The 25,278-nt window shown below is 67.5% G+C and carries 25 protein-coding genes; 15 read left to right on the top strand and 10 right to left on the bottom strand.

The genetic code is table 11. The features are described 5' to 3' along the window. Positions 1–8: 8 nt before the first annotated feature. Positions 9–1,670, bottom strand: coding sequence for a circularly permuted type 2 ATP-grasp protein (locus ACFORO_RS34190; protein ID WP_377871253.1), 1,662 nt, complete (start codon positions 1,668–1,670; stop codon positions 9–11). A gap of 166 nt (positions 1,671–1,836) precedes the next feature. Here ACFORO_RS34190 and ACFORO_RS34185 point away from each other — a divergent pair, with 166 nt between their 5' ends. Genes ACFORO_RS34185 through ACFORO_RS34175 form a run of 3 tightly spaced genes read left to right on the top strand, consistent with a single transcriptional unit; the run spans position 1,837 to position 4,504 of the window. Then, positions 1,837–2,751: an ABC transporter substrate-binding protein gene (locus tag ACFORO_RS34185; RefSeq protein WP_354735659.1), complete on the top strand. Its 915-nt coding sequence runs from the start codon at positions 1,837–1,839 to the stop codon at positions 2,749–2,751. A gap of 23 nt (positions 2,752–2,774) precedes the next feature. Next, positions 2,775–3,734, top strand: coding sequence for an amino acid ABC transporter permease (locus ACFORO_RS34180; protein WP_354735657.1), 960 nt, complete (start codon positions 2,775–2,777; stop codon positions 3,732–3,734). Beyond that, positions 3,731–4,504: an amino acid ABC transporter ATP-binding protein gene (locus tag ACFORO_RS34175; RefSeq protein WP_377896712.1), complete on the top strand. Its 774-nt coding sequence runs from the start codon at positions 3,731–3,733 to the stop codon at positions 4,502–4,504. The genes ACFORO_RS34180 and ACFORO_RS34175 overlap by 4 nt, the downstream gene beginning before the upstream one ends. Before the next feature lie 34 nt (positions 4,505–4,538). On the opposite strand, the gene ACFORO_RS34170 is transcribed toward ACFORO_RS34175, so the two are convergent. Genes ACFORO_RS34170 through ACFORO_RS34155 form a run of 4 tightly spaced genes read right to left on the bottom strand, consistent with a single transcriptional unit; the run spans position 4,539 to position 7,635 of the window. Then, positions 4,539–5,282 carry an ESX secretion-associated protein EspG gene (locus ACFORO_RS34170; RefSeq protein ID WP_377896710.1) on the bottom strand — a complete coding sequence of 248 codons (744 nt, stop codon included), beginning with the start codon at positions 5,280–5,282 and terminating at the stop codon, positions 4,539–4,541. A 27-nt stretch (positions 5,283–5,309) separates the two neighbouring features. After that, positions 5,310–6,518: a hypothetical protein gene (locus tag ACFORO_RS34165; RefSeq protein WP_377871250.1), complete on the bottom strand. Its 1,209-nt coding sequence runs from the start codon at positions 6,516–6,518 to the stop codon at positions 5,310–5,312. 1 nt (position 6,519) lies between these two features. Beyond that, positions 6,520–7,125, bottom strand: coding sequence for a DUF3558 domain-containing protein (locus ACFORO_RS34160; protein WP_377871249.1), 606 nt, complete (start codon positions 7,123–7,125; stop codon positions 6,520–6,522). Further along, positions 7,126–7,635 (bottom strand): hypothetical protein, encoded by a 510-nt coding sequence (locus ACFORO_RS34155; protein ID WP_377871248.1) that lies wholly within the window; start codon positions 7,633–7,635, stop codon positions 7,126–7,128. A 280-nt stretch (positions 7,636–7,915) separates the two neighbouring features. Between ACFORO_RS34155 and ACFORO_RS34150 the strand changes: the two genes are divergently transcribed. Further along, positions 7,916–10,219 carry an oxidoreductase gene (locus ACFORO_RS34150; protein WP_354735645.1) on the top strand — a complete coding sequence of 768 codons (2,304 nt, stop codon included), beginning with the start codon at positions 7,916–7,918 and terminating at the stop codon, positions 10,217–10,219. 280 nt (positions 10,220–10,499) lie between these two features. On the opposite strand, the gene ACFORO_RS34145 is transcribed toward ACFORO_RS34150, so the two are convergent. Beyond that, a complete protein-coding gene (locus ACFORO_RS34145; RefSeq protein WP_377871247.1) occupies positions 10,500–11,072 on the bottom strand; it encodes a hypothetical protein in 573 nt (190 codons plus the stop codon). A gap of 137 nt (positions 11,073–11,209) precedes the next feature. Here ACFORO_RS34145 and ACFORO_RS34140 point away from each other — a divergent pair, with 137 nt between their 5' ends. Genes ACFORO_RS34140 through ACFORO_RS34130 form a run of 3 tightly spaced genes read left to right on the top strand, consistent with a single transcriptional unit; the run spans position 11,210 to position 15,266 of the window. Beyond that, entirely contained in the window at positions 11,210–13,072 is a 1,863-nt protein-coding gene (locus ACFORO_RS34140) for a thioredoxin-like domain-containing protein (RefSeq protein WP_377871246.1), read from the top strand. A 1-nt stretch (position 13,073) separates the two neighbouring features. Continuing rightward, a complete protein-coding gene (locus ACFORO_RS34135; RefSeq protein ID WP_354740647.1) occupies positions 13,074–13,406 on the top strand; it encodes a GroES family chaperonin in 333 nt (110 codons plus the stop codon). 24 nt (positions 13,407–13,430) lie between these two features. Further along, on the top strand, positions 13,431–15,266 hold the full coding sequence (locus tag ACFORO_RS34130) for a VanW family protein (protein WP_377871245.1): 1,836 nt from the start codon (positions 13,431–13,433) through the stop codon (positions 15,264–15,266). Here the strand turns inward: ACFORO_RS34130 and ACFORO_RS34125 are convergent. Together ACFORO_RS34125 and ACFORO_RS34120 are read right to left on the bottom strand one after the other, a co-directional pair. Further along, positions 15,256–15,597 (bottom strand): MmcQ/YjbR family DNA-binding protein, encoded by a 342-nt coding sequence (locus ACFORO_RS34125; RefSeq protein ID WP_377871244.1) that lies wholly within the window; start codon positions 15,595–15,597, stop codon positions 15,256–15,258. The genes ACFORO_RS34130 and ACFORO_RS34125 overlap by 11 nt on opposite strands. A 109-nt stretch (positions 15,598–15,706) precedes the next feature. Continuing rightward, positions 15,707–17,395, bottom strand: a complete 1,689-nt coding sequence (locus ACFORO_RS34120; RefSeq protein ID WP_354740653.1) for a bifunctional metallophosphatase/5'-nucleotidase — start codon at positions 17,393–17,395, stop codon at positions 15,707–15,709. 169 nt (positions 17,396–17,564) lie between these two features. Between ACFORO_RS34120 and ACFORO_RS34115 the strand changes: the two genes are divergently transcribed. The 6 genes from ACFORO_RS34115 to ACFORO_RS34090 all read left to right on the top strand — a co-directional run bounded on the left by ACFORO_RS34115 (position 17,565) and on the right by ACFORO_RS34090 (position 22,784). Beyond that, positions 17,565–17,690, top strand: a complete 126-nt coding sequence (locus ACFORO_RS34115) for a hypothetical protein (RefSeq protein ID WP_354740655.1) — start codon at positions 17,565–17,567, stop codon at positions 17,688–17,690. A 103-nt stretch (positions 17,691–17,793) separates the two neighbouring features. Beyond that, positions 17,794–18,435, top strand: a complete 642-nt coding sequence (locus ACFORO_RS34110) for a VanZ family protein (RefSeq protein WP_377871243.1) — start codon at positions 17,794–17,796, stop codon at positions 18,433–18,435. A 300-nt stretch (positions 18,436–18,735) separates the two neighbouring features. Then, positions 18,736–19,314 (top strand): G/U mismatch-specific DNA glycosylase, encoded by a 579-nt coding sequence (gene mug, locus ACFORO_RS34105; RefSeq protein ID WP_377871242.1) that lies wholly within the window; start codon positions 18,736–18,738, stop codon positions 19,312–19,314. Between the two features lie 245 nt (positions 19,315–19,559). Beyond that, complete coding sequence (locus tag ACFORO_RS34100) at positions 19,560–20,348, top strand: response regulator transcription factor (RefSeq protein WP_354740661.1); 789 nt, start codon at positions 19,560–19,562, stop codon at positions 20,346–20,348. A gap of 157 nt (positions 20,349–20,505) precedes the next feature. Then, positions 20,506–22,350 carry an acyl-CoA dehydrogenase gene (locus ACFORO_RS34095; RefSeq protein ID WP_377871241.1) on the top strand — a complete coding sequence of 615 codons (1,845 nt, stop codon included), beginning with the start codon at positions 20,506–20,508 and terminating at the stop codon, positions 22,348–22,350. 158 nt (positions 22,351–22,508) lie between these two features. Beyond that, the gene (locus ACFORO_RS34090) at positions 22,509–22,784 is read left to right on the top strand and encodes a GlsB/YeaQ/YmgE family stress response membrane protein (protein WP_009085047.1); all 276 of its coding nucleotides are present in this window, start codon (positions 22,509–22,511) and stop codon (positions 22,782–22,784) included. Position 22,785: 1 nt separating this feature from the next. On the opposite strand, the gene ACFORO_RS34085 is transcribed toward ACFORO_RS34090, so the two are convergent. Then, on the bottom strand, positions 22,786–23,316 hold the full coding sequence (locus ACFORO_RS34085; RefSeq protein WP_354740665.1) for a GNAT family N-acetyltransferase: 531 nt from the start codon (positions 23,314–23,316) through the stop codon (positions 22,786–22,788). A gap of 8 nt (positions 23,317–23,324) precedes the next feature. After that, on the bottom strand, positions 23,325–23,702 hold the full coding sequence (locus ACFORO_RS34080; protein ID WP_377871240.1) for a nitroreductase family deazaflavin-dependent oxidoreductase: 378 nt from the start codon (positions 23,700–23,702) through the stop codon (positions 23,325–23,327). Positions 23,703–23,816: 114 nt separating this feature from the next. On the opposite strand from ACFORO_RS34080, the gene ACFORO_RS34075 reads away from it, so the two are divergent. Both ACFORO_RS34075 and ACFORO_RS34070 read left to right on the top strand, forming a co-directional pair. Next, positions 23,817–24,485, top strand: a complete 669-nt coding sequence (locus tag ACFORO_RS34075; RefSeq protein ID WP_377871239.1) for a hypothetical protein — start codon at positions 23,817–23,819, stop codon at positions 24,483–24,485. Between the two features lie 2 nt (positions 24,486–24,487). Next, positions 24,488–25,138 carry a hypothetical protein gene (locus tag ACFORO_RS34070; protein WP_377871238.1) on the top strand — a complete coding sequence of 217 codons (651 nt, stop codon included), beginning with the start codon at positions 24,488–24,490 and terminating at the stop codon, positions 25,136–25,138. Positions 25,139–25,278 lie beyond the last annotated feature (140 nt).

Here is a 25,278-nt window from a genome sequence, read left to right as displayed (position 1 = left end):
TCCCTCCCTCAGCTCTGCTGTTGCTGTTGTTGCTGCTGCGACGTGGAGAGCTCCGGACCCTGTTCCGCGGCGACACCGTCCACAACGGACACGTCGCCGAGCGCGGGACGGTCCAGTTCCTGCTCCGACGTCGAGGACCGCGACGCGAGCACCCAGGTGTCCTTCGATCCGCCGCCCTGCGAAGAGTTCACCACCAGGCTGCCCTCGGGCAGCGCGACCCGGGTGAGCCCGCCGGGCAGTACGAAGATTTCCTTGCCGTCGTTGACCGCGAACGGCCGCAGGTCGACGTGCCGCGGCGCGAGTCGATCGTCCACCTTGGACGGAACCGTGGACAGCTGCACCACCGGCTGCGCGATCCAGCCGCGCCGGTTCGCGCGCACTTTGCGGCGCAGCGCGTCAAGCTCCTTTTTGGACGCGTCCGGCCCGAAAACGATGCCGTACCCGCCAGAGCCTTCGACCGGTTTGATCACCAATTCGTCGGCGTGCTGCAGGACGTGGTCGAACTCGTCCGGGAGCCAGCAGCGGAAAGTGTCCACATTGGGCAGAATCGGTTTCTCGTTCAGGTAGTAGCGCACCATTTCCGGCACGTAGGTGTAGACGAGCTTGTCGTCGCCGACGCCGTTGCCGACCGCGTTCGCCACCACCACGTTGCCCGCGCGGGCGGCGTTGAGGATGCCGGCGACGCCGAGCACCGAATCCGGCCGGTGGTGCACCGGATCGAGGAATTCGTCGTCGATCCGCCGGTAGATCACGTCGACCTGGCGCTCGCCCTCGGTGGTGCGCAGGTAGACCACGTTGTCGCGGCAGAACATGTCGCGACCCTCGACCAGCTCCACGCCCATCAGCCGGGCCAGCAGCGAATGCTCGAAGTAGGCCGAGTTGTACACGCCCGGAGTGAGCACGACGACCATCGGATCCGCGACGTTCGGCGCGGCCGCCGCTCGCAGCGCGCGAAGCAGATGTGACGCGTAGTCACCGACGGGACGGACCCGATGCCGCGCGAACAGGTCCGGGAACACGCGCGCCATCGTGCGCCGGTTCTCCATCACGTACGACACGCCGGACGGGTTGCGGAGATTGTCCTCCAGGACACGAAATGTGCCCTCCTCGTCGCGGACGAGGTCGACTCCAGAGACGTGGATCCGCACTCCGTTGGGAGGTTTGATCCCGTACGCCTCGCGGTGAAAGTGCTCGCACGAGGTGATCAGCCTGCGCGGCAGCACGCCGTCGCGGAGGATCTGCCGGTCGCCGTAGACGTCGGCGAGGAACGCCTCCAGCGCCCGGACACGCTGTGTCACACCGCGCTCGAGCCGGGACCATTCGGTCGCCTGGATGACGCGGGGCACGAGGTCGAGCGGAAACGGCCGCTCCTGGCCCGACAGCGAGAACGTGATCCCCTGGTCCACCATCGCCCGATCGAGCGCCTGCGAGCGGTTGGTGAGATCGCCGGCGTCGAGCGCGGCGATCGAGCCGTACAGCGCCCGGTAAGGGCCGCGGACCATGCCGTCGGGCGCGAACATCTCGTCGTACGCGTCGGCGTGCGGCCGCTCCGGGGCGAGGTATCCGTCGAACTGCGCGCCGGGCCTGGCCGCGCGGCGGCCTTTCACCGTTCGCGCACGTCGTCCGGCTGGCGGCAGCCGGGGACCGGGGTTGGCGTTCATGGAGGACATCCTGACTTACCGTGCGCGGCGGCCGCGACACCCGTCTTCCGGCAAGTCTTGTGCGAAACTTCCCCGTGACGCATCAGTGCTGTGCATACCCGCTTACGAGTGGCAATATGCCAGCTCTCAGCCCTTGAGAACTACGAGGAGTGACGAAGTGGCCCGAGGACAGCAAATGAAGGCACTCGCCCTTCTCCCAGCCTTCGCGCTCGTCGGCATGACGATGGCGTGCGGTGCGGGCGGAAACGGGGCCGGCGGTGATTCGGGAGCCAGCCAGGCCCCCGGCGGCGGCGAGAGCGCGCCGACCGCGCAGAAGGACGCGGCGCTGGCCGGGCTCGTGCCCGCCGACATCAAAGCCGACGGCAAGATCGTGATCGGGCAGGACCAGACCTACCCGCCGAACGAATTCGTCGACAACGGCAAGGCGACCGGGTTCGACGTCGATATCGCCACCGCGGTCGGCCAGGTGCTCGGCGTGCAGACGGAGTTCCAGAACTCGGCGTTCGACGGCATCATTCCCGGTATTTCGGCGAAGAAGTACGAAATGGGCATCTCGTCGTTCACGATCAATGCCGAGCGGATGCAGACCGTCGACATGATCTCGTACTACAGCGCGGGCACCTCGCTCGCGGTGCTCAAGGGAAATCCGGACAAAATCTCGGTGGACGACCTGTGCGGTAAGAATGTCGCCGTGCAGAAGGGCACCACGCAGGTCGACGACCTCGGCAAGCGCAACACCGCGTGCACCAAGGCGGGCAAGCAGGCCATCAACATCACCCAGTTCCAGGCGCAGACCGACGTGAACCTGGCGCTGACCGCGAAGCGCGTGCAGGCCGAACTGGCCGACTCGCCGGTCATCGACTACGCGGTGAAGCAGACCGGCGGCCAGCTGGAGTCCGCGGGCGCGCCGTACGACACCGCGCCGTACGGAATCGTGCTGCCGAAGGGCAGCGGCGAATTCGGCAAGGCCGTGCAGGGCGCCGTGCAGAAGCTGATCGACAGCGGAATCTACAAGAAGATCCTGGACAAGTGGGGCTTGTCGGGTTCCGGTGCCATCACCAAGTCGGAGATCAACCCGTCCGCTTCCTGACGAAACTGAGGACTTAGTTACTCGTGTCCACTCCCCCCGGCCCCGCCGATTCCTGGCAGGAGGTCGACACCACCCCGATCAAGGCGGTCCCGGTCCGGCATTACGGACGCTGGATCGCCGGCGTGATCATCGTGTTCGTCGCGTTCATCGTGATCCGCAGCGTGGTCACGAATTCCGCGTTGCAGTGGCCGGTCGTCGGCGAGTACCTCTTCGACGGCCGGATACTCAACGGCCTGCGGAACACGTTGCTGCTCACGGTGCTCTCGATGCTCATCGGCATTTTCGGCGGCGTGCTGCTCGCGGTGATGCGACTGTCGCCGAACCTGCTGATGTCGGGCGCGGCGTCGATCTACATCTGGCTGTTCCGCGGCACGCCGTTGATCGCTCAGCTGGTGATCTGGAACTTCCTGGCGCTGGCGTACCCGAAGATCGGACTCGGCATCCCGTTCGGGCCGACCTTCATCAGCTGGGACACGAACACGCTGATCAACCAGTTCGTCGCCTCGTTGCTGGGCCTCGGCCTGAACGAGGCGGCGTACATGGCGGAAATCGTCCGCGGCGGTCTCCAGTCCGTCGACGGCGGTCAGCTGGAAGCGTCGTCCGCGCTGGGCATGAGCCGGGGCAAGACCTTGCGCCGGATCATCCTGCCGCAGGCGATGCGGGTGATCATCCCGCCCACCGGCAACGAGACCATCTCGATGTTGAAGACCACTTCGCTGGTGGTCGTCATCGGATACTTCGAGCTGTTCGTGTCGGCACAGACGATTTATTCGCAGAACTACAAGACCGTCCCGCTGCTGATCGTCGCGGCGACGTGGTACCTGTTCATGACGTCGGTGCTGACGGTCGTGCAGTATTACATCGAGCGATATTTCGCCCGCGGCACTTCAAGGGCGACCGCGCAGAAGAACAAGTGGGGAGCGCGAATGCTGGGCTACCGCTTCGGCCGCGGTGGCAGCGGATCCGGGGGTGCGGCGCAGTGACTCCTGTCGTTTCCGCGCAAAAGGTATGCAAGAGCTTCGGCTCGCTCGACGTGCTGAAGGGCATCGACCTGGAAGTGCACGACCGAGAGGTGCTCTGCCTGATCGGCCCGTCCGGTTCCGGCAAGTCCACTTTGCTGCGCTGCATCAACCACCTGGAGAAAATCGACGCGGGCCGGCTCTACGTTGACGGCGTGCTGGTCGGCTACCGCGAACATGGTGGCCGGCTGCACGAACTGCGGGACAAGGAAATCGCGGCACAGCGCAAGAACATCGGCATGGTGTTCCAGCGATTCAACCTGTTCCCGCACATGACGGCGCTGGAAAACGTCATGGAGGCCCCGGTCCAGGTCCGCCGCGAGCCGAAGGGCCAGGTCCGGGAACGGGCTCTGGAACTGCTGGACCGCGTCGGCCTGGCGGACAAGGCTCGGTCTTATCCCGGTCAGCTTTCCGGTGGCCAGCAACAGCGCGTCGCCATCGCGCGAGCGCTGGCCATGCAACCGAAACTGATGCTCTTCGACGAGCCAACGTCCGCTTTGGACCCGGAACTGGTGGGCGACGTCCTGGGCGTCATGCGCCAACTGGCGAAGGACGGCATGACGATGGTTGTGGTGACCCACGAAATGCAGTTCGCCCGCGAAGTAGCCGACAAGGTCTTCTTCATGGACGGCGGGGTTGTTGTCGAGTCCGGTGCTCCGGATGAGGTTATCGGTGATCCGAAGCATGAACGGACCAAGGCGTTCTTGGCCCGGGTTCTGAACCCGAACGCTTGAGTTGGGGCCGCCCGGAGATTCTCCGGGCGGCCTTTCACTTTCGCAGCTCGTTCTCGAGCTGCTGCAGCTTCTTCGCCATCTCCTGCGGCCCAGCCCCGGCCAGGCTGACCCACCCGGACTTGTCCACCCCGAACAGGATCCGCCCCTCCTCCATATCCGCCCATCCCGGCGGATTCTCATTACGCCGCCGCTTCCCCCGACTGTCCCGAACCGCGACGTACAACCGCCCGAAGTACGTATGCGGCTTATCAAGCCATTGCAGTACCTGCTTAGCGTCCCGAATGCTCGGACTAGTCCGCCCAGACGGTTGGCCGCCGCTCTTGACCAGATTCAGGTCCTCGTCGGAACAGTTAAGCGAAAGCACCCGCGCGGCCGCAGCCTCAGGCAGCAACGCGATGAACTCGCGAACCACCGTATCCGCCGAACACGGCGCGATGTACAACTTCTGGTTCACCGCAACAACAGTCGCCGCGTCCCGGCCGCTCGCCGCCGCGCGTACGGTCCGTTCGCCGCGCTCCGATTTGACCCACGAGTAGTACTCGATTCCCGGCCGCTGCAGCAAATGCATCGTCTCGACGAACTCGTCGCTAAGACGTCCGCGTTGCAGCAGACCGGAATTGTGCAGCTCGCGATCCGTGTCAGCAGCCAACTGCCGCCGCTCGTCCGGCGAGTACCAGAGCGCGCCGCGGACCAGCGTCGGGTGGATGTCGCCGAGATTCAGCCGCTCCAGCAGTACCTCGAAGGTCTGCAGGCTCAGCTCAACGGGCTTGCGCAGCACCGACTTTCCCTCCCCCTGACCATTCCGCTAAGCCCCGATAACCGGCGGCGTAGGCCGATTGCCGTCATAACCCCCGAAAATCGAGTCCGGGTCCTCTTCGGCGAGCAGGATCTTGCGCTGGTGCTCTTCGTCCTCTGGGCCTTTCCCGCCCTTGCCGCCGCCACCCATGCCGCCCATCCCGGGCTGACCCTTCGCTCCAGCCGCGCCCGCACCGCCACCCATGGCAGCACGGCCCGCGCTCTCGCCAAGCGCTCCCGCGCCGGTGCCGCCACCGACACCTCGGGGTCCGGCACCGCCTGGGCTGCCCGCACCACCGGAACCAGATCCGGAGCCGCCTGGGCCGAACCCGCCGCCACCGCCGCTAGTGGGCCCGAAACCACCGCCGAACCCAGTGACCGGACCGAAACCGCCGTTCGCCCCACCGATCCCGGGATTCCCGCCACCCGGCAACGAGGACGGCGGCTGCCAAGTCTGCGGCGGAGGGATCGTCGGGTCGGCCCAAGCCGCCCTGGTGCTGTCATTCGGCGGAGACACGGGCGGAGCCACAGGCCCGCCATGCCCGGGTGACGGAGGTACTGGCATGCCCGCCGCCCCGGGAGGGGCCGAGTAGGTGCTGGGCCCACTGCTGTAATTGTGCGACGATCCGCCGCCGGACGAATGGTGGCCAGCGCCCGAGCCAACCCGCCCACTCGTCCCAGGCGCTGGCTGATCCGGGGTGATGCCACCCGAGGACACGTTCGGATCGTGCGCGGCCGGATAGTCCATCGGCATCGTCTGGGTTCGCGGATCGGTGCTCAGCTGGTACTGGCCGTACGCCTCGACGTTCTTCTTGGTCTTGTCGTCGAACTCCGCGGCGGCGATCTCGTCGTCGCTCGCTCCGAGCGAAACGTAGTCCGTGAGCTTCTGATCGTCAGGCCTGCTCGGCGCGACTGGGACAACAGCGTTCTTCACGTAGTTGAACGCTGCCGACTGCTCCGCGATGGACTTCTGCATCGAGTCCATCTTTTCCGCGGCCAGGTGCGAAGTCGCGATCAACGGCGCGAGCCCGGCCTTGCCGGTCTCGGCGGCCTGCCCTTTCCAGAAGGAGTTGAGCGCCGCCTGGCTTTCGGTGAGCTTGTTGGCTACCTCGTTGTGGATGGATTTGAGGTCGCCGCAGCCGCCGCCCATCGCGTCCAGGCCCGTCGTGTCGCCCGGGCTGTGGATCTGGTTGTAGATGTCATGACCGGTGAGCGCCACGTCACCCTGCCTTCAGGCGAGTGATTTCGGCGGCAGCCAGCTTCTCCGCCAGCCCGCACGGGTCGGCGACCGCGGGGCTTCCCGACCGCAGCTGGGTGTTGACGGTGTAGGTGAGGTCGTCGCGCACCCCCACCGCCAGCGCGCACGATCCGGTCCCCTCGTCGCCCTTGCTGTAGACGACCGACGGATAGCCGAGCACCGGCGCGTGCGGCTTGAAGGTGGTCAGCCTGCCTGCTTGGTTCTCCAGGTAGAGGCTGTTGAGGCCGCGCTTGTTGCCCGAGAAGAAGCCAGCGCTCACGTTGCCGCCGCTTCCGTCGAACGTCCACTGGCAGGATTTGCCGACGATCGATTGAGCGACAGAGCTGCTTTTGACCTTGCCGCCCGCCTTTTCCACCTCAGAAGTCGGGAGAGCGGAGCAAGGATCCGCCTCGTACTGGGCGGTGTTGGTCAGCGGCACGGCGACCTTCGGGGCCAGCATGGCCTCCGATGGCTGCGAACTGGCTGGCTCCGGCGTCGGCTGCCCTCCGGTCGAGCCCCCTCCGCAAGCGGTCAGCAGTATCGCGCTCGCGCCGGCGAGTACGAGTTGGCAGACGCTACGAATTCGCATTCAGTCGACCTTTCGGGTTCCGCGCAGCGCGTCGATCGCGGCATGGTCCTGCTTCACGTACGCGGTTCGGATATCTTTCAGGGTTTGGACATAAGAATCGAGGTAATCGACCGTTCCGCGAAGAAATTCGTTGTACGCGGTGGTGGCGCGGTCCGCTGCCTTCGAGTACTCCGTCGTGACGGTGTCCGAACCCGGCTGGCCGAGCTGCGCGAACTGAATCGCGATGGTCCGGGCCCGCGCGTACTCGTTGTCCAAGCTGTCCTCGAGCTGCTGGATCACCTTGTCCATCGCCTCGGGGTTGAATTCCCAGCCGCCGTTGGACGCGGCCGCCGCGAAGTCCGCCTTGGCCTGACCCGACCCCAGCGCTCCGAAATTCGGCGGTGGTGGAGGCGGCGGCGCGGCCGCGTTGGCCCCCGGGATCAACCCGGATCCGGGCGCCGGTGCGGTCGGGGCCGTCGAGATGATCTGGTTCTGGACGCCCTGCAGCCCGCTGTTCGTTCCGTCTGGCATGTCGTGCCTCCCCGCACGAGCCGCGGCTTCTCGGGTGCGGCCTACCCTCTGTTCCTGGTCAGCTCCGGGAAGTGACCTTAGCAGGCACGAACCGCCCAGGAGGGACGTTCGGGCAAGATCGCCCCGGGGCGGGCCACGCGTCGTGAATCGATCACGTAGTCGTCCGCGCGCGCAAAGTGACCAATCGCCAGGACGAACACGCACTACTCCACCCAGCCCCTTGCTCATCCGCCGTTGATCCGATTCCCTGAGGGCCGACGATCGTGGGGAGAAGGGGCTCGTGCCGACCGATACGACCTTGCCGCCGCTTGATCCGTTTGCCGGGGTTCCCGACAAACGGTACGAGGTGAAGGCCGCGGACCTGCTCAAACCTGGCACCAGTGGCATCCTCCGCTGGAGACGGCAGGCCACGAACGCGCCGATCGTCCAGGTCGAGGACGCTTACATCACCGGCACGTTCGACCTGCGCGCCGCCGACCTCAATTTCCTTTTCCAATTCGAACGCTGCCGCTTCGAGCATCCGCCGGACGTGCGGGAGGCGACGCTTCTCGGGCTCGTATTCCGCAAATGCTGGCTTCCCGGACTGCGAGCACGCAATTTGCGCAGCCGGAATGACGTGCGGCTGGTTCGCAGTGTCGTGGAAATCGCGGCGGATCAATTCGAGCTCGAGACCACGACCGTGCAGCGCGGGGACGATCGTGAGCGCGGGATGCCCAATGCGGCGGTCAACCTCACCGACGCGGTGATCGACGGGTCCGTCGTGCTCACCAGGACCACGATCAGCCATCCGCACGGCAAAGCGATCCAGGGCGACCGGCTGGTGATCACCGGTGCCCTGCTGGCGTATCGGATGGTCGCCAAGGGCGAGGTGCGGCTGCCGGGCATGCGGACCGGCGGTAACGTCAACTTCTCGGGGGCCACGTTCGACAATCCGGACGGCTTCGCGTTCAACGGCAACGGGTTGCACATCGGCGGCAGTCTGCTGTGCGAGGTCGACAACTACGGGCCTGCCAGCGAGCGGAAACGGTTCTCTGCCAAGGGTGTTCTCTACCTGCCCAGCGCCACTGTGGACAGTGACATCGTCATGCGCGAGGCGCGGCTTCAGGTCGACCAGCGCGGGCCGATCGCTGTGGACGCCTGGAAATCCGGAGATCCGTACCTCGATCCGCGACCGGCGTTGGTCGCGGATCGGTTGAAGGTGGACGGCAATCTCGAACTGTCCGACGGGCTCCGGGCGTTCGGCACGTTGCGCATGGTCAACGCGCGCATCGGCGGGTCGCTCAGGCTCGCGGGCGCGGAGATCACCATGGTGCGCGGCCGTGCGACGCCGTATTACGACCGGGCGCTGCACCTCGACGGGTCGACGATCGGCGGCGACATCGAGGCGACCAACCTCCGGGTCCCGATCGGGCAGCTCAGGCTCGCGGACGTCACAGTCGGGGGCAACTTCCTCGCTTGGAATTCGATGTTCCTCCACCCCGGGCGAGACGTGTTTTCCGCGCGGAGAGCCAAGATCTCCGGAAATTTCCAGCTGACCGACGCCACCCTGCAGGGCACTTTGAGGCTGCAAGGCGCGGAAATCGGCGGCAGCGTGAACATGTTCGGCACGCTGCTCACCGAGCCGGGGCAACGGAAATCGAGCAGTTTCTCCCTCGACATCCGGACCGCGCGGATCGGCCGCGACGTCGTACTGACCGAGGACAAGGACCGTCCATTCCTGGCCGAGGGCGGCGTGAATCTCGACGGCGCGCAGATCGCGCGAAGGCTCGACATGAACGGCGCGAAGCTGGGATCCCTTGCCCCGCATGACATCGCGCTCGACGCCAGTGACGTCACGGCAGACGAGTTCGTCCTGTCTCCTGCCGAACCGCCGACGGGATCGGTGCGCCTGCGCAGGGCACATTGCGGCGCATTGGCCGACAACGAGGAGATCTGGAAGGCCACCGACGGTCTCGAACTGGAAGACTTCCGTTACGACGCACTGAAACACGGCATCGCCCTCGACGACGACAACGCGCTGGACCACCGGATCGACCTGCTCCGCAAGGCAATGCGCGGCTACCGTCCAGGACCGTACGACCAGTTGGCCGCGACCCTGCGCGCAGCCGGGAACGAGGAGCACGCCTCGACGGTCGCCCTGAGGAAGCAGCAGTTCCGCTACGAAGCACTTGCCAAGGGCTTCAAGTTCTTCGGCCCCGGCGTCCGGTTGTGGAGCTGGCTCCAGCGGTCGATGGTCGGCTACGGCTTCCGCCCGGTGCGCGCGCTCGGCTGGCTGCTCACGCTCCTAGTGCTCGGCAGCCTGTGGTTCGGCCTCGGCAAGGACGATTGCGTCAACGACCACACCGGCCGCTACATGACCAGCGGACCGCGTTGCCTCGTCAACCAGCAAGACTCCGGGCTGCAGTGGAATCCGGTCATCTACACCGCCGACCTGCTGGTGCCGATCGTCGACTTCGGCAACAAGTCGCGCTGGTACATGCACGGCGCGGACAACTGGGTCGCCGCCGGGTTCACCGCGTCCGGCTGGATCCTCGCGACCACCGTCGCGGCGGGCGTCAGCCGGATGCTGCGCCGGGAGTCTTGAGCTGTGTTTGATGGCGCCGGCTCCGCCGTCGCGGCGGGATCGCCTTCAAGTCGGCGTCTGGCGGGAACGACGCACCCGGCCTGGGGGCCGTGCACGTCGTTCCCGCCAGACGCCGACGCGATCCCGCGTTCGGGTCGGGTTGGGTGGTGGTCTTTGGCCGGTTGGGTCAAACCAGGTCCGACGCCGACTTGAAGGCGATCCCGCACGCGACGGCGGAGCCGGCGCCATCAAACACAGCGATCCCGCACGCGACGGCGGAGCCGGCGCCATCAAACACAGCTCATTCCACGAACCGCGACCAGAACTCCACGATCCGGACGCCCGCTGGTTCCTCCCCCAAGGGCTCTCCGCCGAACTCGTGCCGCAGGTAACTGCGCAGGTCCCAGCCGTAATAGACCACATCGGTCTGATACACCGACAGCACCGGATACCCGGATTCCCCGGCTGTCGCGGGCAGATATCGATGCCCGCACACCGGCACCAGTTGCGGCACCGTCGCCAGGTGCCGTCGCGCGACTGCCAGCGCGTTGCACATCGACCGCGGCTGGGTGCCCCACTCGGGCAGCCACAGGTCGTTGTTCTCCACGTCGTACAGGACGCCGTCGACCGGCCAGTCGAGGCGTTTGCGCAGCTGGTCCGGGTCGCCGTGGCGCCAATCCGGCCAACGGTCGCCGACCGGGACGCCCGCGGTGAGGAAAACCCGGTGGTCGTCGGAAAAGGTGAAGCCGAACTGGTCCTCGACGTCGCTCAGTTCTGCGGGCGTGAGGCCGGGCCGCAAGGGCTCGCCGAGATTCTGCTGCAGGATGCGGGCCTCCTCCACGGTGAAGGCTTCGGCCGGCTGAACGTGTGCCATGCCCGAAGCGTACGTAGCGCCCGGCCGCGTCCGCGCGTCCTTTTTTGCCCGGAATGGGCTCCCTCGCCGGGGTGAGGTTCTTCTCTCCGGCCGTGGTTGACGGAACACCGCGTGACCGGATGTAGTTCACTCCTCCCGTGACTTCCTCACCGCAAGCCCGGCAAGCCCGCGTACGCGCGCCCGAGCTGACCGGCGACGTCTGGCTCAACACCGGCGGACGCCGGCTCACCCTGGCGGAACTGCGCGGACGCGTGGTGCTGCTGGACTTCTGGACCAGCGGCTGCATCAACTGCCTGCACGTTCTCGACGAACTGCGTCCGCTGGAACAGGAATTCGCGGATGTCCTGGTCACGGTGGGGGTGCACTCGCCGAAGTTCAGCCGCGAGGGCGAGCGCACGTCGATCGAGGCCGCGGTTCGCCGGTACGAGGTGCACCATCCGGTGGTCAACGACCCGAAGATGGAGCTGTGGTCGCAGTATGCCGTGCGGGCGTGGCCGACGCTGGTCGTCGTGGACCCCGAGGGTTACGTCGTGCACGTCGCGGCCGGTGAGGGCCACGGCGAGGCGCTACGCCGCGTAATCGCCGACCTCGTCGCCAAGCACGACGCGAAGGGCACGCTCCGGCGCGGCGGCAGCCCGTACGTGCCGGTCGAGGAGCAGCGCACCGAACTGCGTTTCCCCAGCAAGGCCGTCGTCACCGCTGGTGGCCGGATTCTGGTGGCGGACACTGGACATCACTCCATCGTCGAGTTCGCGTCCGACGGCGAGACCGTCATCCGCCGCTTCGGCAGCGGCGTTCGCGGGACGCAGGACGGGCCGTTCGACCTGGCCCAGTTCGCCGAACCGTCCGGAATCGCCCTGCTGCCCAACGAAGTCGCCGAGCGCGCCGGGTATCACGCGATCGTCGCCGACACCGCCGGGCACCGCCTGCGCGGCCTGGACCTCAACACCGGCGAGGTGAAAACCGTTGCCGGAACCGGGAATCAGTGGCGCGACGGCACTGACACCGGCAAGGCGCTGGACACCGACCTCACCAGCCCGTGGGACGTCACGTGGTGGGCCCCCGCGGGCGGCGTGGTCGTCGCGATGGCCGGAAACCACACGCTGAGCGTGTTCGACCCGTCCTCAGGCACCATCCGCCGGTTCGCCGGGACCACCGTCGAGGGCCTGCGCGACGGCGACGTGCACGAGGCGTTCTTCGCCCAGCCGTCCGGATTCGCCGTGGACGGGCAGAAACTGTGGTTCGTCGACGCGGAAACCTCGGCCCTGCGCTGGATCGAACCGGCGGGCGAGTCGTTCGCCGTGCACACCGCGGTCGGCACGGACCTGTTCACCTTCGGCCACGCCGACGGCCCGTCCGACCAGGCGCTGCTGCAGCATCCGCTCGGCCTCGCCGTGCTGCCTGACGGCCGGGTCGCGATCGCCGACACCTACAACGGCGCGATCCGCCGCTACGACCCGTTCACCCGCGACGTCACGACGCTCGCGACCGGGTTCGCCGAACCGCAAGGACTGGTGCGCCACGACGGCGAGCTGTACGTCGTGGAGTCGGCGGGCAACCGGGTTACCCCGCTCGGGGGCAATGGCCAGGCGACCGCGGTCGCGGGCACTCACCAGGCCGTGCGGCGGCCGCCGACCGTGCTCGCGCCCGGCGAGGTCGAGTTTTCCGTCGTCTTCACCCCGCCGCCCGGCGAAAAGCTCGACGAGCGCTACGGGCCGTCGACGCGGCTGGAGATCACCGCGTCGCCGCCGGAACTGCTCGCCGACGGAGCCGGAGTCGGAACTGACCTCGTGCGGCGTATCAAGTTCGCCGAGGGCGCGACCGAAGGTGTGTTGCAGGTAGTGGCGCAGGCCGCGAGCTGCGACGACGGCGGCGAGCACCCGGCGTGCCGGATCACCCGGCAGGACTGGGGCGTCCCGGTGCGTTTCGAGAGCGGAGGGGGGAAGGCGCTGAGCCTGATGATGGCGGGCGAGCCCAAGGCTCCGGCATCCGGTCAGTAGCATGAACGGCGTGCCGGACACGCCGAAGCTCGAGATCCAGATGCTGCACGACCGCGTCCTCGTGCGGTTGTCGCAGGAGGAAGGCGAGCGTCGCAGCAGCGGCGGCATCGTGATTCCCGCCACCGCGCAAGTCGCGCGCAGGCTGGTGTGGGGTGATGTACTGGGTGTCGGCAACAGCGTGCGGAACGTCAAGCACGGCGACCGGGTGCTCTTCAATCCGGAGGACCAGCTCGAGGTCGAGATCCAGGGCGAAGGCCACCTGGTGATGCGCGAACGCGACATCCACGCGGTGGCCACGGAGCGGACCGAACACGGCACGGGGCTGTACCTGTAGCTCCCGTACCAGGGGAGGCAGGCGTTGCGTGAAGAAGACCGTTCGTCGGCTTTCGCCGACGACCTGCTGAGCGACGAGCTGCTGGACGACCCCGCCCTGGCCGGCGAATCCGATCTGGCCACGGAGATCTTCGCGGTGGCCGACGCGCCCCCGCCGCCCAACACCCGCTTCCGCCGTTTCCGCAAGCGCGTCGGCCGCACGTTCATGATCGTCGGCTGCCTGCTCGGGCTGTTCGTGCTGGCCTACACCATCGACCTGATGACCAGCGCCGGCGACGTGCCACGCGGTGTGCAGGTGGCCGGCGTCGACGTCGGCGATCTGTCCTACGCCGAGGCCGAAGCCAAGCTGCACAGCGAACTCCAGCCCCGGCTGACCCGGCCGGTGGCGATCCACGCCGGTGACGTCACCGGGACGCTCGTGCCCGCGGATTCCGGGCTCGGCCTCGATTGGCCGGGCACGCTCGCTCAGGCCGGGCACCAGCCGTGGAGCCCGGTCACGCGCCTGCTGTCGTTCTTCACCACCCGCGAGGTGGGCGTCGTGACGCGCAGCGACCAGCTCGAGGTTACTGACGCGGTGCAGCAGCTCGCTGGGAAGCAGCTCAACCATCCGCTGGTCGAGGGCAGCATCGGGTTCACGCCGAAGGAGTCGGACGGCGTCACCGCTTATGCGGTCGAGCCGCGGCAGGGCCAGGAGCTGGCCGACGTCCCGGCCGCGGTGCAAACCGTGGTGGCGGACTGGCTTTCGCCGCGCGGGGTCACCCTGAAGATGGCCGTGACCCCGGCCAAAACCACCTCCGCCGACGTGCACCGCTTGCTGGACACCGTGGTCGCGCCCGCGGTCGCCTCGCCGGTCGTGCTGCACGGACAGGGCAAAGACAGCACGCTGCGGCCGTCGGCGATCGCGTCGTCGTTCCAGTTCCAGCCGAACGGCGGCGGTCTCGAACTGCGGATCGATCAGGAGAAACTGCGCGCGGCCGTCCAGCCGGACCTGGTGTCCACCGAGACGAACAGCAAGGACGCGCAGATCAGCCTCGACTCCGGCACTCCGACCGTCACACCGTCCGAAGACGGGCGAAAGATCAACTGGGCCAACACTTTCAAGTCCCTCACCGACGTGCTCGCGAAGCCGTCCGGCCGCGATCTGCCGGTCGCCTACGACCAGAAGCACCCGACCCTGACCACCGACGGCGCGAACGCGATGGGCGTCAAGGAGGTCATCGGCGAGTACACCACCGGCGGGCTCAGCGGCCCGGCCGCGGACAACGTCGCCACGCTCGCCGGACGCATCAACGGTGTCCTCGTGAAACCGGGAGACTCCTTCAGCCTCAACGACTATCGCGGCGGCGGTTACGCGTCCGCGCCGGTCGACGAGGACGGCACCGGTCCGGCGGTGCCGGGCGGCGGCCTGTCGCAGCTTTCGTCCACTCTGTACAACGCGGCTTACCTGGCCGGCCTCGGCGACGGCGGCCACGCGGCGCACGACCACTTCGTCAACCGCTACCCGGCGGGCCGCGACGCGGTGGCGGTGGACAGTTCCGGCAACGCCGTGGACCTCAAGCTGGCCAACAACGATCCGACCGGGTTCGCGATCCAGGCGAGCGCCAGCGGCGGGTCGGTGACGGTGAAGATCTGGGGTACCAAGCACTTCCGCGTCGAAGGCCGCAGCGGAGCGCCGTCGAACCAGGTACCGCCGACGGTGCAGCTCGGACCCGGTCCGGACGGCCAGTGTCACGCGTCGCCGGGCGCGTCCGGGTTCACGGTCAGCGACACCCGGGTGTTCTACGACCTGGCCAGCGGCGGCGAGGTCCGCGAGGAAAGCCGCAGCACGACGTACTCGCCGCAGCCGATCGTCATTTGCTGAGCCGGGCTGGGGCTTTCGACCGCCACGACTCGGTGAGCAGTTCGCGCAGCTGCTGCGGATCGACGCGGGCGAGGTGCACGAGGATCGAGCCGTGGCCGTCGTAGTGCGGCGTGGTGAAGAAGGCCGGATCGCCCGAGGCGAGCAGCGCTGCCTTCTCGTCGAGGCCGACGAACAGCACCAGCCCGCCCTCGGCCTCGGTGCGCAGCCGCGCGTAACCCTTGCCCGCCACCTTCAGCGCGGGGGTGCGGTACCAGGTCGCCACCTCGGTCTCGGCCAGCTCCTCCTGTGCCCACGTGGTCACGTCGTCCCAGGTCATCGTCATGCCGACCATCGTGCCCCGCCTCCGCCGCGCTGTCTTGGAGAAACGAGAGGAGCCCCCGCCCGGGTGGGCGAGGGCTCCTTGCTGAGCTACTGACTTACTTATCTGCTGACTTACTGAGTTACGGAGTTGCGGTGATCCGGTCCGCGGGCGGCGGAGCGATGCCCGGGTGCGCGCCGAGGTAAGCGATGAACGCGTCCAGGTCCACCGGACCGCCAGCCAGATCGGTGCCCTTGGTGAACTCGCTGAACCCGTCGCCGCCAGCGGCGAGGAAGTTGTTCACCGAAACCCGGTACTTGGCCGCCGGATCGATCGCCGTGCCGTTGACCGTGATGTTCGAGACCCGCGAGCCGACCGGAGCGGCCGCCGAGTACGTGTAGTGCAGCGACTTCGAGATCTGCAGGATCTTGGTGCCGCCGGGCTGGCCCCACTGCTGTTCCAGCACGTTCTTCAGGTTCGCGCCGGTGAGCGTGATCGTCTGCATGATGTTCGAGAACGGCTGCACGGTGAACGCCTCGCCGTAGGTCACGACGCCGTCGCCTTCACCGGCGGACGACGACTTGTACGTCAGGTCGGCGCGGATGCCGCCCGGGTTCGTCATCGCGATCACGGCGTTGTTGGACTTGGTCCCTTCGAGCTGGGCGTCGGCGATCACGTCGCCGAGCGGCGATTCGCCGGACGGCCCGCCCGCCGCGGGCAGGTCCGCGGTGATGGTGCCGACCTGCTTGTTCGCGATCGGCGCGGCCTTCGTCTTGGCCTCGTCGACGAGCTTGGTCACGGCCGGGTCCGGCGTGACGTCGCGGGTGACGATCTCGTTGTGCGCCTTGGTCTGCGACCGGACGACGTCGCGCGTGCGGCGGTCGATCTTCAGGTCGACGACCGACAGCAGCCGCCCGAATGACGCGCCCTGGATCACCGGCCGCGGCTGGCCCGCCGGGTCGTTGATCACGCAGTTGTACTGCTGGTGGCTGTGCGCGGTGAAGATCGCGTCGACCTTCGGCGTCACGTTCTTCGCGATGGTCCCGGCCTCGCCATTCGGCTGGACCTTGCAGTCGTTCGGACCCGCGCCGGGCAGCGCCTCGTCGCCCTGGTGCAGCAGCACGACCTGGGCCTTGACGCCGAGCCGGTCGAGGATGTTCGCGGTGCGGTTGATCGCCTCGACCTCGTCGCCGAACTTGAGGCCCTTGATGGCTTCCGGCGTCACGACCGACGGGAGGTCCTTGAGCGTCGCGCCGATGACGCCGACCGGAACGCCGCCGGAGTACTGGATGCTGAACGGCAGCAGCGCGGGCAGCCCGTTGTCGAAGTACACATTGGACCCGAGCAGCGGGAAGCGTGCGCCGTCGTAGCTCTTGCGGAACTGGCAGCCGTCGGTCTTGTTGCAGCCGCCGAACTGCATGCGCAGCAGTTCCCGGTAGCCCTCGTCGAACTCGTGGTTGCCCACCACGGACGCCTTCACGCCGAGGTCGTTGAGGAAGTCCATGGTCGGTTCGTCGTGGAACAGCGCCGAGATCACCGGCGACGCGCCGATGTTGTCGCCCGAGGACAGCACCATCGAATTGCGCACCTGCGCTTCGAGCTGCTTGACGTGCGTCGCGAGGTAAGCCGCGCCGCCCGCGTCCACCTTGGACCCGTCCGGGAGCGTGATCCGGCCGCTCGATCCCGACGGCGGTTCGAGGTTCCCGTGCAGGTCGTTGAACGCGATGATCCGGACGTCGGCGGTCTGTGCGGCCTCGGCGGGCGCGCTCGTGACGGCCACGGTGGCCAGTGCGGCCGCGGCGGTGGCCGCGAGCCGGGTGAAGAGCTTCATGTTTCCTCCGGTGTTCGCGCCCGCTTGACCCCTGATGCGGACGCCCGGCGAAGCAGTCTGCCCAAATCGGACGGTCCTGACCAGGGCAGAACGGCCGGTGGCGGGTGAAAGTTTCGGTAACGTTCGCCCCGCGCCAGCCGATCTGTGCGTTGGGTGCCGAGGGGGACAAATGGAACTTCAGCTCGTCGTGCTGGTGCTCGGCGTGGTCGTCTTGCTGATCGCGGGCACCGTCTTCGCGGCCTGGCGCTCGGAGCGGGCGGAACGGGACGACGAACCGCCTTCGAGCGAGCGCTGACCGATCGGTCGGCGAGCACTCGGCCATCTGGCCGACCCGTGGTCCAGACCGTCCGGCTCTTCGACCGAAGTGCGCGCGCGGGAAGATCCATAGCGTTCTGGATATGACGAACGCACAGGTCACCGCCCTGCAGTACGGGTTCATCGGGTTCCTCGCCGTATGGGCGACGATCCTGATCCCGCAGCTCGTACTCCAGTTCGCGCGCCACGGCCGGCTGCGGCCGCGCAGCCTGGTGACCACGGCGGCGGTCGTGTTCTACGCGTGCATGGCGCTGGCGGTCGTCTTCCTGCCGCTGCCCGGCCCGAACAGCAGGCGGCTGGAGCAGACCGTGCAGCTGGAGCCGTTCCAGTGGATCGCGGACATCCACACCGAGCTGGTGAAGCACGGGCTTTCGGCGGCGGACTGGTTCACCACCCAGACGTTCCAGCAGGCAGCGATGAACGTGCTCTTGTTCGTCCCGCTCGGCTTCTTCGCCCGGGTGCTGTGGCGACGCGGCCTGGTCGGCGCGGTGGCGATCGGTTTCGCGGCCTCACTGGCCGTCGAGATCACCCAGCTCACCGCGAACTTCGGGACCGCGCCGTTCGTCTACCGGATCTTCGACGTCGACGACCTCATGACCAACACCGTCGGGGCCGGATTCGGCTGGCTGGCCGGTGCGCTGCTGCTCGCCCTTCGGCCGATCTCTTCAACTCTCCGCGTGGAGCCTGCCCGGAGCGAGCGGATCGACCTCGCCAAGACGCGCTAACCGGGCTCGTCTGGCGATCGCGGCTTGGCGCGCCGCGCGGCGGTCTTCCAGGATCACGATCAGCGAGGCTATGGCGATGATCAGTGCTACCAGGCCGAGCACTAGCCATAGTTGCATGTGCTCTCCTCATCGACGCCGTTGTGCGAGAGATCACACAGGCTACCGATCCGGGCGCCGGGTTGGCTACCCCGCGCCGGGAGTTCGTGCGGAGAACCAGTCCCGGTCAGCGGTGACCCGCCGGTCTGCCGGGCGCCGTCGGGCGTCCCGCCCGCACCGCCCAGCGTGCCGGAAACTGGACTCATGCCCGCGAAACCCACCAAGGCCGAACAAGCCGCCGCGCACGGGACCACCATCCCGGACGTCCTGGCCGCCAACCTGAACGTGCTGTTCTGCGGCATCAACCCCGGCCTCTACTCCGGCGCGCTCGGCCTGCACTTCGCCCGCCCCGGCAACCGCTTCTGGCCCGCCCTCCACGCCAGCGGCTTCACCCCTCGCCAGCTGGACCCGGGCGAACAAGACGAACTCCTCGCCTTGGGTCTCGGCATCACCAACGTCGTAGCCCGAACCACCGCCCGCGCCGACGAGCTGACCGACGCCGAACTCCGCGAAGGCGGCGAGATCCTCACCAAGAAGGTCAAGAAGTACCGCCCGCGCTGGCTCGCAGTGGTCGGGATCACTGCCTACCGCGTCGCGTTCGGGGATCGGCGAGCCGCCGTCGGACCGCAAGACCGGACAATTGGGACATCAAAGGTCTGGCTGCTGCCGAATCCCAGCGGTTTGAACGCCCACTGGACCCCGAAAACCCTCGCCGTGGAGTTCGGTCGGCTGCGCGCACAGGCGGTCATCGGAGATTCACCCGAGCAGTTAAACCCTCAGTAGAGCTAACCCACTCGGGCGGACCCTCGCTGCGCCGTCCTCCCGCATTTCGAGGCCGCTTTTCTACTGAGAGTTTGCTGCGACCAGCCGTTACGGCCATGAGGGGGAAACCGCGTCACAAGCCGCTCTCGGCGGAGTCGAACCAGGGACAAGGTGTCGTTCCCGGCCGGTTCCGGCAGGGGGGACCGGCGGGCACGCCGAGGGGGCGTGCCGGTCACCGGGAGCGACCTCGAGGACGGAGGCCCGAGATGCGTGGCATCGAGCCCCACCGAACGCCCATGTCGGCCGGTCAGCCAGCCGGCGGTCGAAGCCTGGGAGTCGCCGTGGTCGACCCCATCCCGATTTTCCGCGAGGGCATCGCGTCGATGGTGCACCGCACGCTGGGCCTGCACTGGTCCGGCCAGGCGGCGAGCCACCACGCGGCGATGCAGTTGTGCGAGCAGGTCCGCCCGGACGTCGTGATCCTGGACTCCGCGCTCGACCCCAACTGCCATCTCGCGAAACTGCTCAACGCGGGCGACCCGGCACTCGTGCTGGTCACCCTCGTGCGCGACACCAACCGCACTCAGCAGTACCTCGCCGCGGCCATCGGCGCGGGTGCGCACGCCATCGTGCCGCGTGCGGTCGATTCCCGGCGGCTCGCCGAGGCGGTCAGGCGCGCGCACCACGACCGGCGCTACATCGACCCGGCGTTGTCCGCGCTCACCGCGCGGCCCAAGCGCGAGCCGTCGCCAAGAGCCGCTCCGGTCGACGGGCACCTCGTGCAGCCCAAGGGCGCCATGCCGCTTTCGCGGCGCGAATACCAGGTTTTGCAGCTCGTCGCCGAAGGGCTGGAGAACTCCGGGATCGCGAAGCTGCTTTTCCTGTCCGTGGAAACCGTGCGGACCCACGTGAAGAGCATTCTCCGCAAGCTTTCCGCTCGCGACCGGACACACGCGGTGACCATCGCGTTCCGCAGCGGCATCCTCGTCCCCCAGCTTGACGACAGCGCCGGTCCCCCGGCCGTGCAGGAGGCCGTGGCGCGCAGCACCCGGTGAGGCCGACCCCTGGTCGACCCGTCATTCCGAGCGAATTGCCACCCCTGGAAGGGCGGATTCGCTTGCTCTGGTTACTCGTAGGTAATATCCTGATGTTACCGGCGAGTAAGGGAACCAGTGCCCGGCCGGAAAGCCGAACACGACACGGAGTGACGACATGGGCCACTACAAGAGCAACGTCCGAGACCTGGAGTTCAACCTCTTCGAGGTACTCGGCGTGCAGGAACGGCTCGGCAAGGGCGTGCTCGCCGAGTCGGACGAGGAGACCGCTCGCGGGGTCTTGTCGGAGCTGAACAAGCTGGCCGTGGGCCCGCTCGCCGAGTCCTACGCCGACGCGGACCGCAACCCGCCGGTGTACGACCCCAAGACGTTCAGCGTGACGATCCCCGAGTCGTTCAAGAAGAGCTACAAGGCGCTCATGGACGGCGAGTGGTGGCGTCTCGGCCTCACCAACGACCTCGGCGGCTTCGGCCTGCCCCCGACGGTGCAGTGGGCCGCGGCCGAGCTGATCCTCGGCGCGAACGCCCCGCTGTTCATGTACCTGGCGGGCCCGAACTTCGCCATGATCGTGGACAAGAACGGCACCGAAGAGCAGAAGCACTGGGCTCAGCTGATGATCGACCGCGGCTGGGGAGCGACCATGGTGCTCACCGAGCCGGACGCCGGTTCGGACGTCGGGGCCGGCCGCACCAAGGCGATCAAGCAGGAGGACGGCTCCTGGCACATCGACGGCGTGAAGCGGTTCATCACCTCGGCCGAGAACGACATGGTCGAGAACATCATGCACCTGGTGCTGGCCCGTCCCGAGGGTCCCGGCATCGAGACCAAGCCGGGCACCAAAGGCCTGTCGCTGTTCCTGGTCCCGAAGTTCCACTTCGACTCGAAGACCGGCGAGCTCGGCGAGCGCAACGGCGCCTACGTCACCAACATCGAGCACAAGATGGGCATCAAGGTGTCCACCACGTGCGAGCTGACCTTCGGCCAGCACGGCACCCCGGCCAAGGGCTGGCTGCTCGGCGAGGTGCACGACGGCATCGCGCAGATGTTCCAGGTGATCGAGTACGCCCGGATGATGGTCGGCACCAAGGCGATCGCCACGCTGTCCACCGGCTACCTGAACGCGCTGGAGTACGCCAAGGAGCGCGTGCAGGGCGCTGACCTGCCGAACATGCTGAACAAGGCCGCGCCGCGCGTCACGATCACGCACCACCCCGACGTGCGTCGTTCGCTGATGCTGCAGAAGGCGTATGCCGAGGGCCTGCGCGCGATCTACCTGTACACCGCGTCCTTCCAGGATCAGCTGTGGACCGGCGAGGGCGACGAAGCCGCCCTGAAGCTGGCGCACGGCATCAACGACCTGCTGCTGCCGATCGTCAAGGGTGTCGGCTCCGAGCGCGCCACCGAGCAGCTCGTGCAGTCGCTGCAGACCCTCGGCGGTTCCGGCTTCCTGCAGGACTACCCGATCGAGCAGTACATCCGCGACGCGAAGATCGACTCGCTGTACGAGGGCACCACGGCCATCCAGTCGCTGGACTTCTTCTTCCGGAAGATCGTCCGGGACAAGGGCCAGGCGCTCGCGTTCGTGGCGGGCGAGATCACGAAGTTCATCGAGTCCGAGGCGGGCAACGGCCGGCTCAAGAACGAGCGCGCGCTGCTCAAGCAGGCGCTCGAGGACACCCAGGGCATGCTGGGCTCGCTGATCGGCTACCTGACCTCGTCGCAGGAGGACCCGCAGAACATCAACAAGGTCGGCCAGCACACCGTGCGGCTGCTGATGTCGGTGGGCGACCTGCTGGTCGGCTGGAAGCTGCTGCAGGGCGCCGAGGTCGCGCTGGCCAAGCTCGACGACGGCGCGTCGGCCAAGGACAAGCCGTTCTACGAGGGCAAGCTGGCGGTGGCGTCGTTCTTCGCGAAGAGCGTGCTGCCGGAGCTGACCTCGCGCCGCGCCATCGTGGAGGCCGCGGACAACGCGCTGATGGAGATCGACGAAGCCGCTTTCTGATCGCACTGGCTGGAAAAATGCCCCGGTCCGCACCCGGACCGGGGCATTTTTCGTGCTTCCAGTGGCGGCAGCCGAAGGTGGGCGGTAAGCCGGGTTTGGCGCCTCGGGTTCCGGGTTAAACCGGTCGGGCCCGATCCTCTCGGCAGAAGGAGTTCGCCATGGCGGTTTCCGGCATCATCAGCGCGGTCGTGATCGGCCTGATCCTCGGCCTGCTCGGCAAGCTGGTCGCACCTGGCAAGCAAGCGATCCCGATCTGGCTGACGATCCTGGTCGGCATCGTCGCCGCGTTCGTCGGCACCGCCATCGCGCGCGGGCTCGGCTACGCGGACACCAAGGGCATCGACTGGCTGGAGATCATCACCCAGGTCGTGCTCGCCGCGATCGGCGTGACGCTGGCCGCGAGCCTGTGGGGCAAGCGGCAGGTCAAGAGCTAGCTCAGTCGTTCAGCTCCGGCTCGAGCAGGCTCATCAGGTACATGTCGTGGTACTGGCCGTCGGGCCCGCGATGGCATTCGCGGTGCCTGCCGTCCTCCACGAACCCGACCTTGCGGTAGACGTGCCGCGCGCGCTCGTTCTCGGCGACCACCCAGAGCGCGATCAGGTGCAGCCGCATCACGTTGAATCCGTAGCGGCACATGAGTTTCAGCGCCTCAGTGCCGTATCCGCCGTCCCAGTGGTCGGTCTCGCCGATGTAGATGTCCAACTCGGCGCGGCCGATCTCTGGGCGCGCGTCGCGGAGGTCGACGACGCCGATCAGTTTCCCGGCCTCGATCGATTCGATGCCCAGCACGACGTTCTCGTACTTGTTCACCGGCCGCTCTTCGCCCCATTTGCGCAGCTGCGCGAGCGAGCGCGGATGGTCGTTGGTCATGTACTGGCCGACCGCGGGGTCGTGGATCCACCGATAGATCGATTCGGCGTCCGACGGTTCGATCGCCCGCAGCCGCACTAGCTTCCCGGTGAGCATCGCGCCCCTTATTCTCGTTTAAGCACAAGGAAATCCGTGACGCCGACCAGTCCAAGGAACTGCCGCACCCCGGGCGGCATCGGCCGGCGCGATTCATCATGCACGAGTTCCGGATCACGCACGCGGTATTTATGGCCGCGCGTGAGCACCTCCGCCCCGCCCGCCGCGCGGACGTTGCGGACCCAGTCGGCGTCCGGCCCGTAGGTGAGCGCGACGACGAATCCGTCGTCGGTGCGGAAGATGTTCAGCGGGGTGCGGAACTCGCGGCCGGACTTGCGTCCGCGGTGCACGACCACCCCGAATCCGGGCAGCTTGTCGGCGAAGGGTTTCGTGACCCGGTTGGTGACCACGCGGTTGAACCGGGCGAGACGTTCGGGCAGCACCATGCCGCCGAGCCTAATCCAATGGGTGTGGAATTTCCTGCCGGAGACGCGCTGTGCGCCGGGACGGACGGGTCTGGTGGGATGGGCCCGCAGCCGAACGCGAGGTGGGGAGCGGGTATGTCGCAAGACTGGCCGATGGGGCAGGAACCGCACGCGGCGGTGCTCGTCGCGCAGGGCCTGATCGAGCATCCGGAAAACCTGGATCACGTGCTTCTCGACGACGAGGAGGGCTGGTTCGTCAGCGACGGTTCGGAGTTCGGCGACGACCCGGAACTCGACGGGGAGCAGTTCGCCACGGTGTGCTTGCACGACGTCGTCGAGCTGTTGCCGCAGCTGCGGGCGCTGGCCAAGCTGCCGGCCGGGATGGGCGCGAACTGGGACGCCGACAGCGCGTCCTGGGTGCTGATTTCGCCGCTCGTCCCGAGCGACGACGAGGAGGCCCGCGCGTACCGGGAGGCCCGCGACGCCGCTTGGCCGCACGCCGGGTCGCCGATGGACGAGGTGAACCTCAGCCTGGGGTTGATGGAGATCGCCACCGCGGCGGACGCTCCGGCCCGCAGCGTGCGTTACGTGAGCCGGGAAGAAGACGGCACATGGATGTTCGTCGGCTTCGAGGTGCCCGACCCGGATGAGCAGACCGAGGTCGAGGTTGACACCCTCGAACTCGGGCACGTGGCGGAGCTGTACCCGGACGTGGTGGAGCTGCTGGACGCGGAGCCGGGCGAAGTGTTCTTCCGCGAGGCACCGGATGCCGAGTGGTTGCAGGTAATCGACGACGGGGAGTGAACATGTCCGAGGAATGGCCGCTGCGACAGGACCCGGAATCCCCGGTGATCATCGCGCACGAACTGGTGGAGCACCCGGAGAAACTGGCCTTCGTCGTCCTCGACGATGACGACGACTGGTTCATCAGCGACGGGGCCGAGTTCGAAGAGGACATGGAGGTCAACCGCCAGGTGTTCGGCGCGATGGTCCTGCGCGAGGCAGTGGCGCTGCTGCCGCACCTGGTCGCGCTGGCCGACGTGCCCGCGGGGATGGCCGCGGACTGGGACCCGGAACGCCGCACCTGGCTGCTCAGTTCGGTGTCGGACTCCGACGACCTGGACGAAGATCTCGTCCACCGCGACGCCCGCGTCGCCGCCTGGACGCATCCCGGTTCGCCGCTCGAAGAAGTCCAGCTGAGCACCGGATTGACCGAAATCGGCACAACCGCCGCAGCGCCATCGCGGGCGGTTCGCCAGGTTGTCCGGGAGCAGGACGGAACGTGGCTGTTCGTCGGCTTCGAGGTCCCCGAAGCGGAGGATTTCGAGGTGGAGGGCCTGGAACTGGAACACGTCGTACAGCTGTACCCGGACGTCGTGTCGACCTTGCTCGCCGCGCCGGGCCAGGTGTTCGACCGCGCCGAGCCCGGTTCCCCGTGGGAATTGGTGGAGGGCTGAGGGTCCTAGCGGTCCTTTGTGGACCGTCTGAAATCGCAGACGCTTTCCGGTAGTCGTTGGTTGGGCGGCCCCGGCCGGATCAGTTCTACTGTGCCGACCCGCTCGCACCGCGGGCTACCGATTTCGGGAGGCAGGCGTCA

Source organism: Amycolatopsis halotolerans (assembly GCF_042647905.1).
GTDB classification, from domain to species: Bacteria; Actinomycetota; Actinomycetes; order Mycobacteriales; family Pseudonocardiaceae; genus Amycolatopsis; species Amycolatopsis halotolerans.
Note: the sequence above shows the minus strand (reverse complement) of the source record. Positions and strands in the feature narration are given on the sequence as shown.

What these genes read in the sequence shown, in the direction of transcription:
- ACFORO_RS34070 (WP_377871238.1), top strand. Translation starts at nt 24,488, where the DNA reads ATGTCCGAGGAATGGCCGCTGCGACAGGACCCGGAATCCCCGGTGATC.
- ACFORO_RS34100 (WP_354740661.1), top strand. Translation starts at nt 19,560, where the DNA reads ATGCGTGGCATCGAGCCCCACCGAACGCCCATGTCGGCCGGTCAGCCA.
- ACFORO_RS34145 (WP_377871247.1), bottom strand. Translation starts at nt 11,072, where the DNA reads ATGGCACACGTTCAGCCGGCCGAAGCCTTCACCGTGGAGGAGGCCCGC.
- mug (WP_377871242.1), top strand. Translation starts at nt 18,736, where the DNA reads ATGCCCGCGAAACCCACCAAGGCCGAACAAGCCGCCGCGCACGGGACC.
- ACFORO_RS34120 (WP_354740653.1), bottom strand. Translation starts at nt 17,395, where the DNA reads ATGAAGCTCTTCACCCGGCTCGCGGCCACCGCCGCGGCCGCACTGGCC.
- ACFORO_RS34155 (WP_377871248.1), bottom strand. Translation starts at nt 7,635, where the DNA reads ATGCCAGACGGAACGAACAGCGGGCTGCAGGGCGTCCAGAACCAGATC.
- ACFORO_RS34125 (WP_377871244.1), bottom strand. Translation starts at nt 15,597, where the DNA reads ATGGTCGGCATGACGATGACCTGGGACGACGTGACCACGTGGGCACAG.
- ACFORO_RS34095 (WP_377871241.1), top strand. Translation starts at nt 20,506, where the DNA reads ATGGGCCACTACAAGAGCAACGTCCGAGACCTGGAGTTCAACCTCTTC.
- ACFORO_RS34110 (WP_377871243.1), top strand. Translation starts at nt 17,794, where the DNA reads ATGACGAACGCACAGGTCACCGCCCTGCAGTACGGGTTCATCGGGTTC.
- ACFORO_RS34190 (WP_377871253.1), bottom strand. Translation starts at nt 1,670, where the DNA reads ATGTCCTCCATGAACGCCAACCCCGGTCCCCGGCTGCCGCCAGCCGGA.
- ACFORO_RS34090 (WP_009085047.1), top strand. Translation starts at nt 22,509, where the DNA reads ATGGCGGTTTCCGGCATCATCAGCGCGGTCGTGATCGGCCTGATCCTC.
- ACFORO_RS34185 (WP_354735659.1), top strand. Translation starts at nt 1,837, where the DNA reads ATGAAGGCACTCGCCCTTCTCCCAGCCTTCGCGCTCGTCGGCATGACG.
- ACFORO_RS34085 (WP_354740665.1), bottom strand. Translation starts at nt 23,316, where the DNA reads ATGCTCACCGGGAAGCTAGTGCGGCTGCGGGCGATCGAACCGTCGGAC.
- ACFORO_RS34160 (WP_377871249.1), bottom strand. Translation starts at nt 7,125, where the DNA reads ATGCGAATTCGTAGCGTCTGCCAACTCGTACTCGCCGGCGCGAGCGCG.
- ACFORO_RS34135 (WP_354740647.1), top strand. Translation starts at nt 13,074, where the DNA reads ATGAACGGCGTGCCGGACACGCCGAAGCTCGAGATCCAGATGCTGCAC.
- ACFORO_RS34115 (WP_354740655.1), top strand. Translation starts at nt 17,565, where the DNA reads ATGGAACTTCAGCTCGTCGTGCTGGTGCTCGGCGTGGTCGTCTTGCTG.
- ACFORO_RS34080 (WP_377871240.1), bottom strand. Translation starts at nt 23,702, where the DNA reads ATGGTGCTGCCCGAACGTCTCGCCCGGTTCAACCGCGTGGTCACCAAC.
- ACFORO_RS34075 (WP_377871239.1), top strand. Translation starts at nt 23,817, where the DNA reads ATGTCGCAAGACTGGCCGATGGGGCAGGAACCGCACGCGGCGGTGCTC.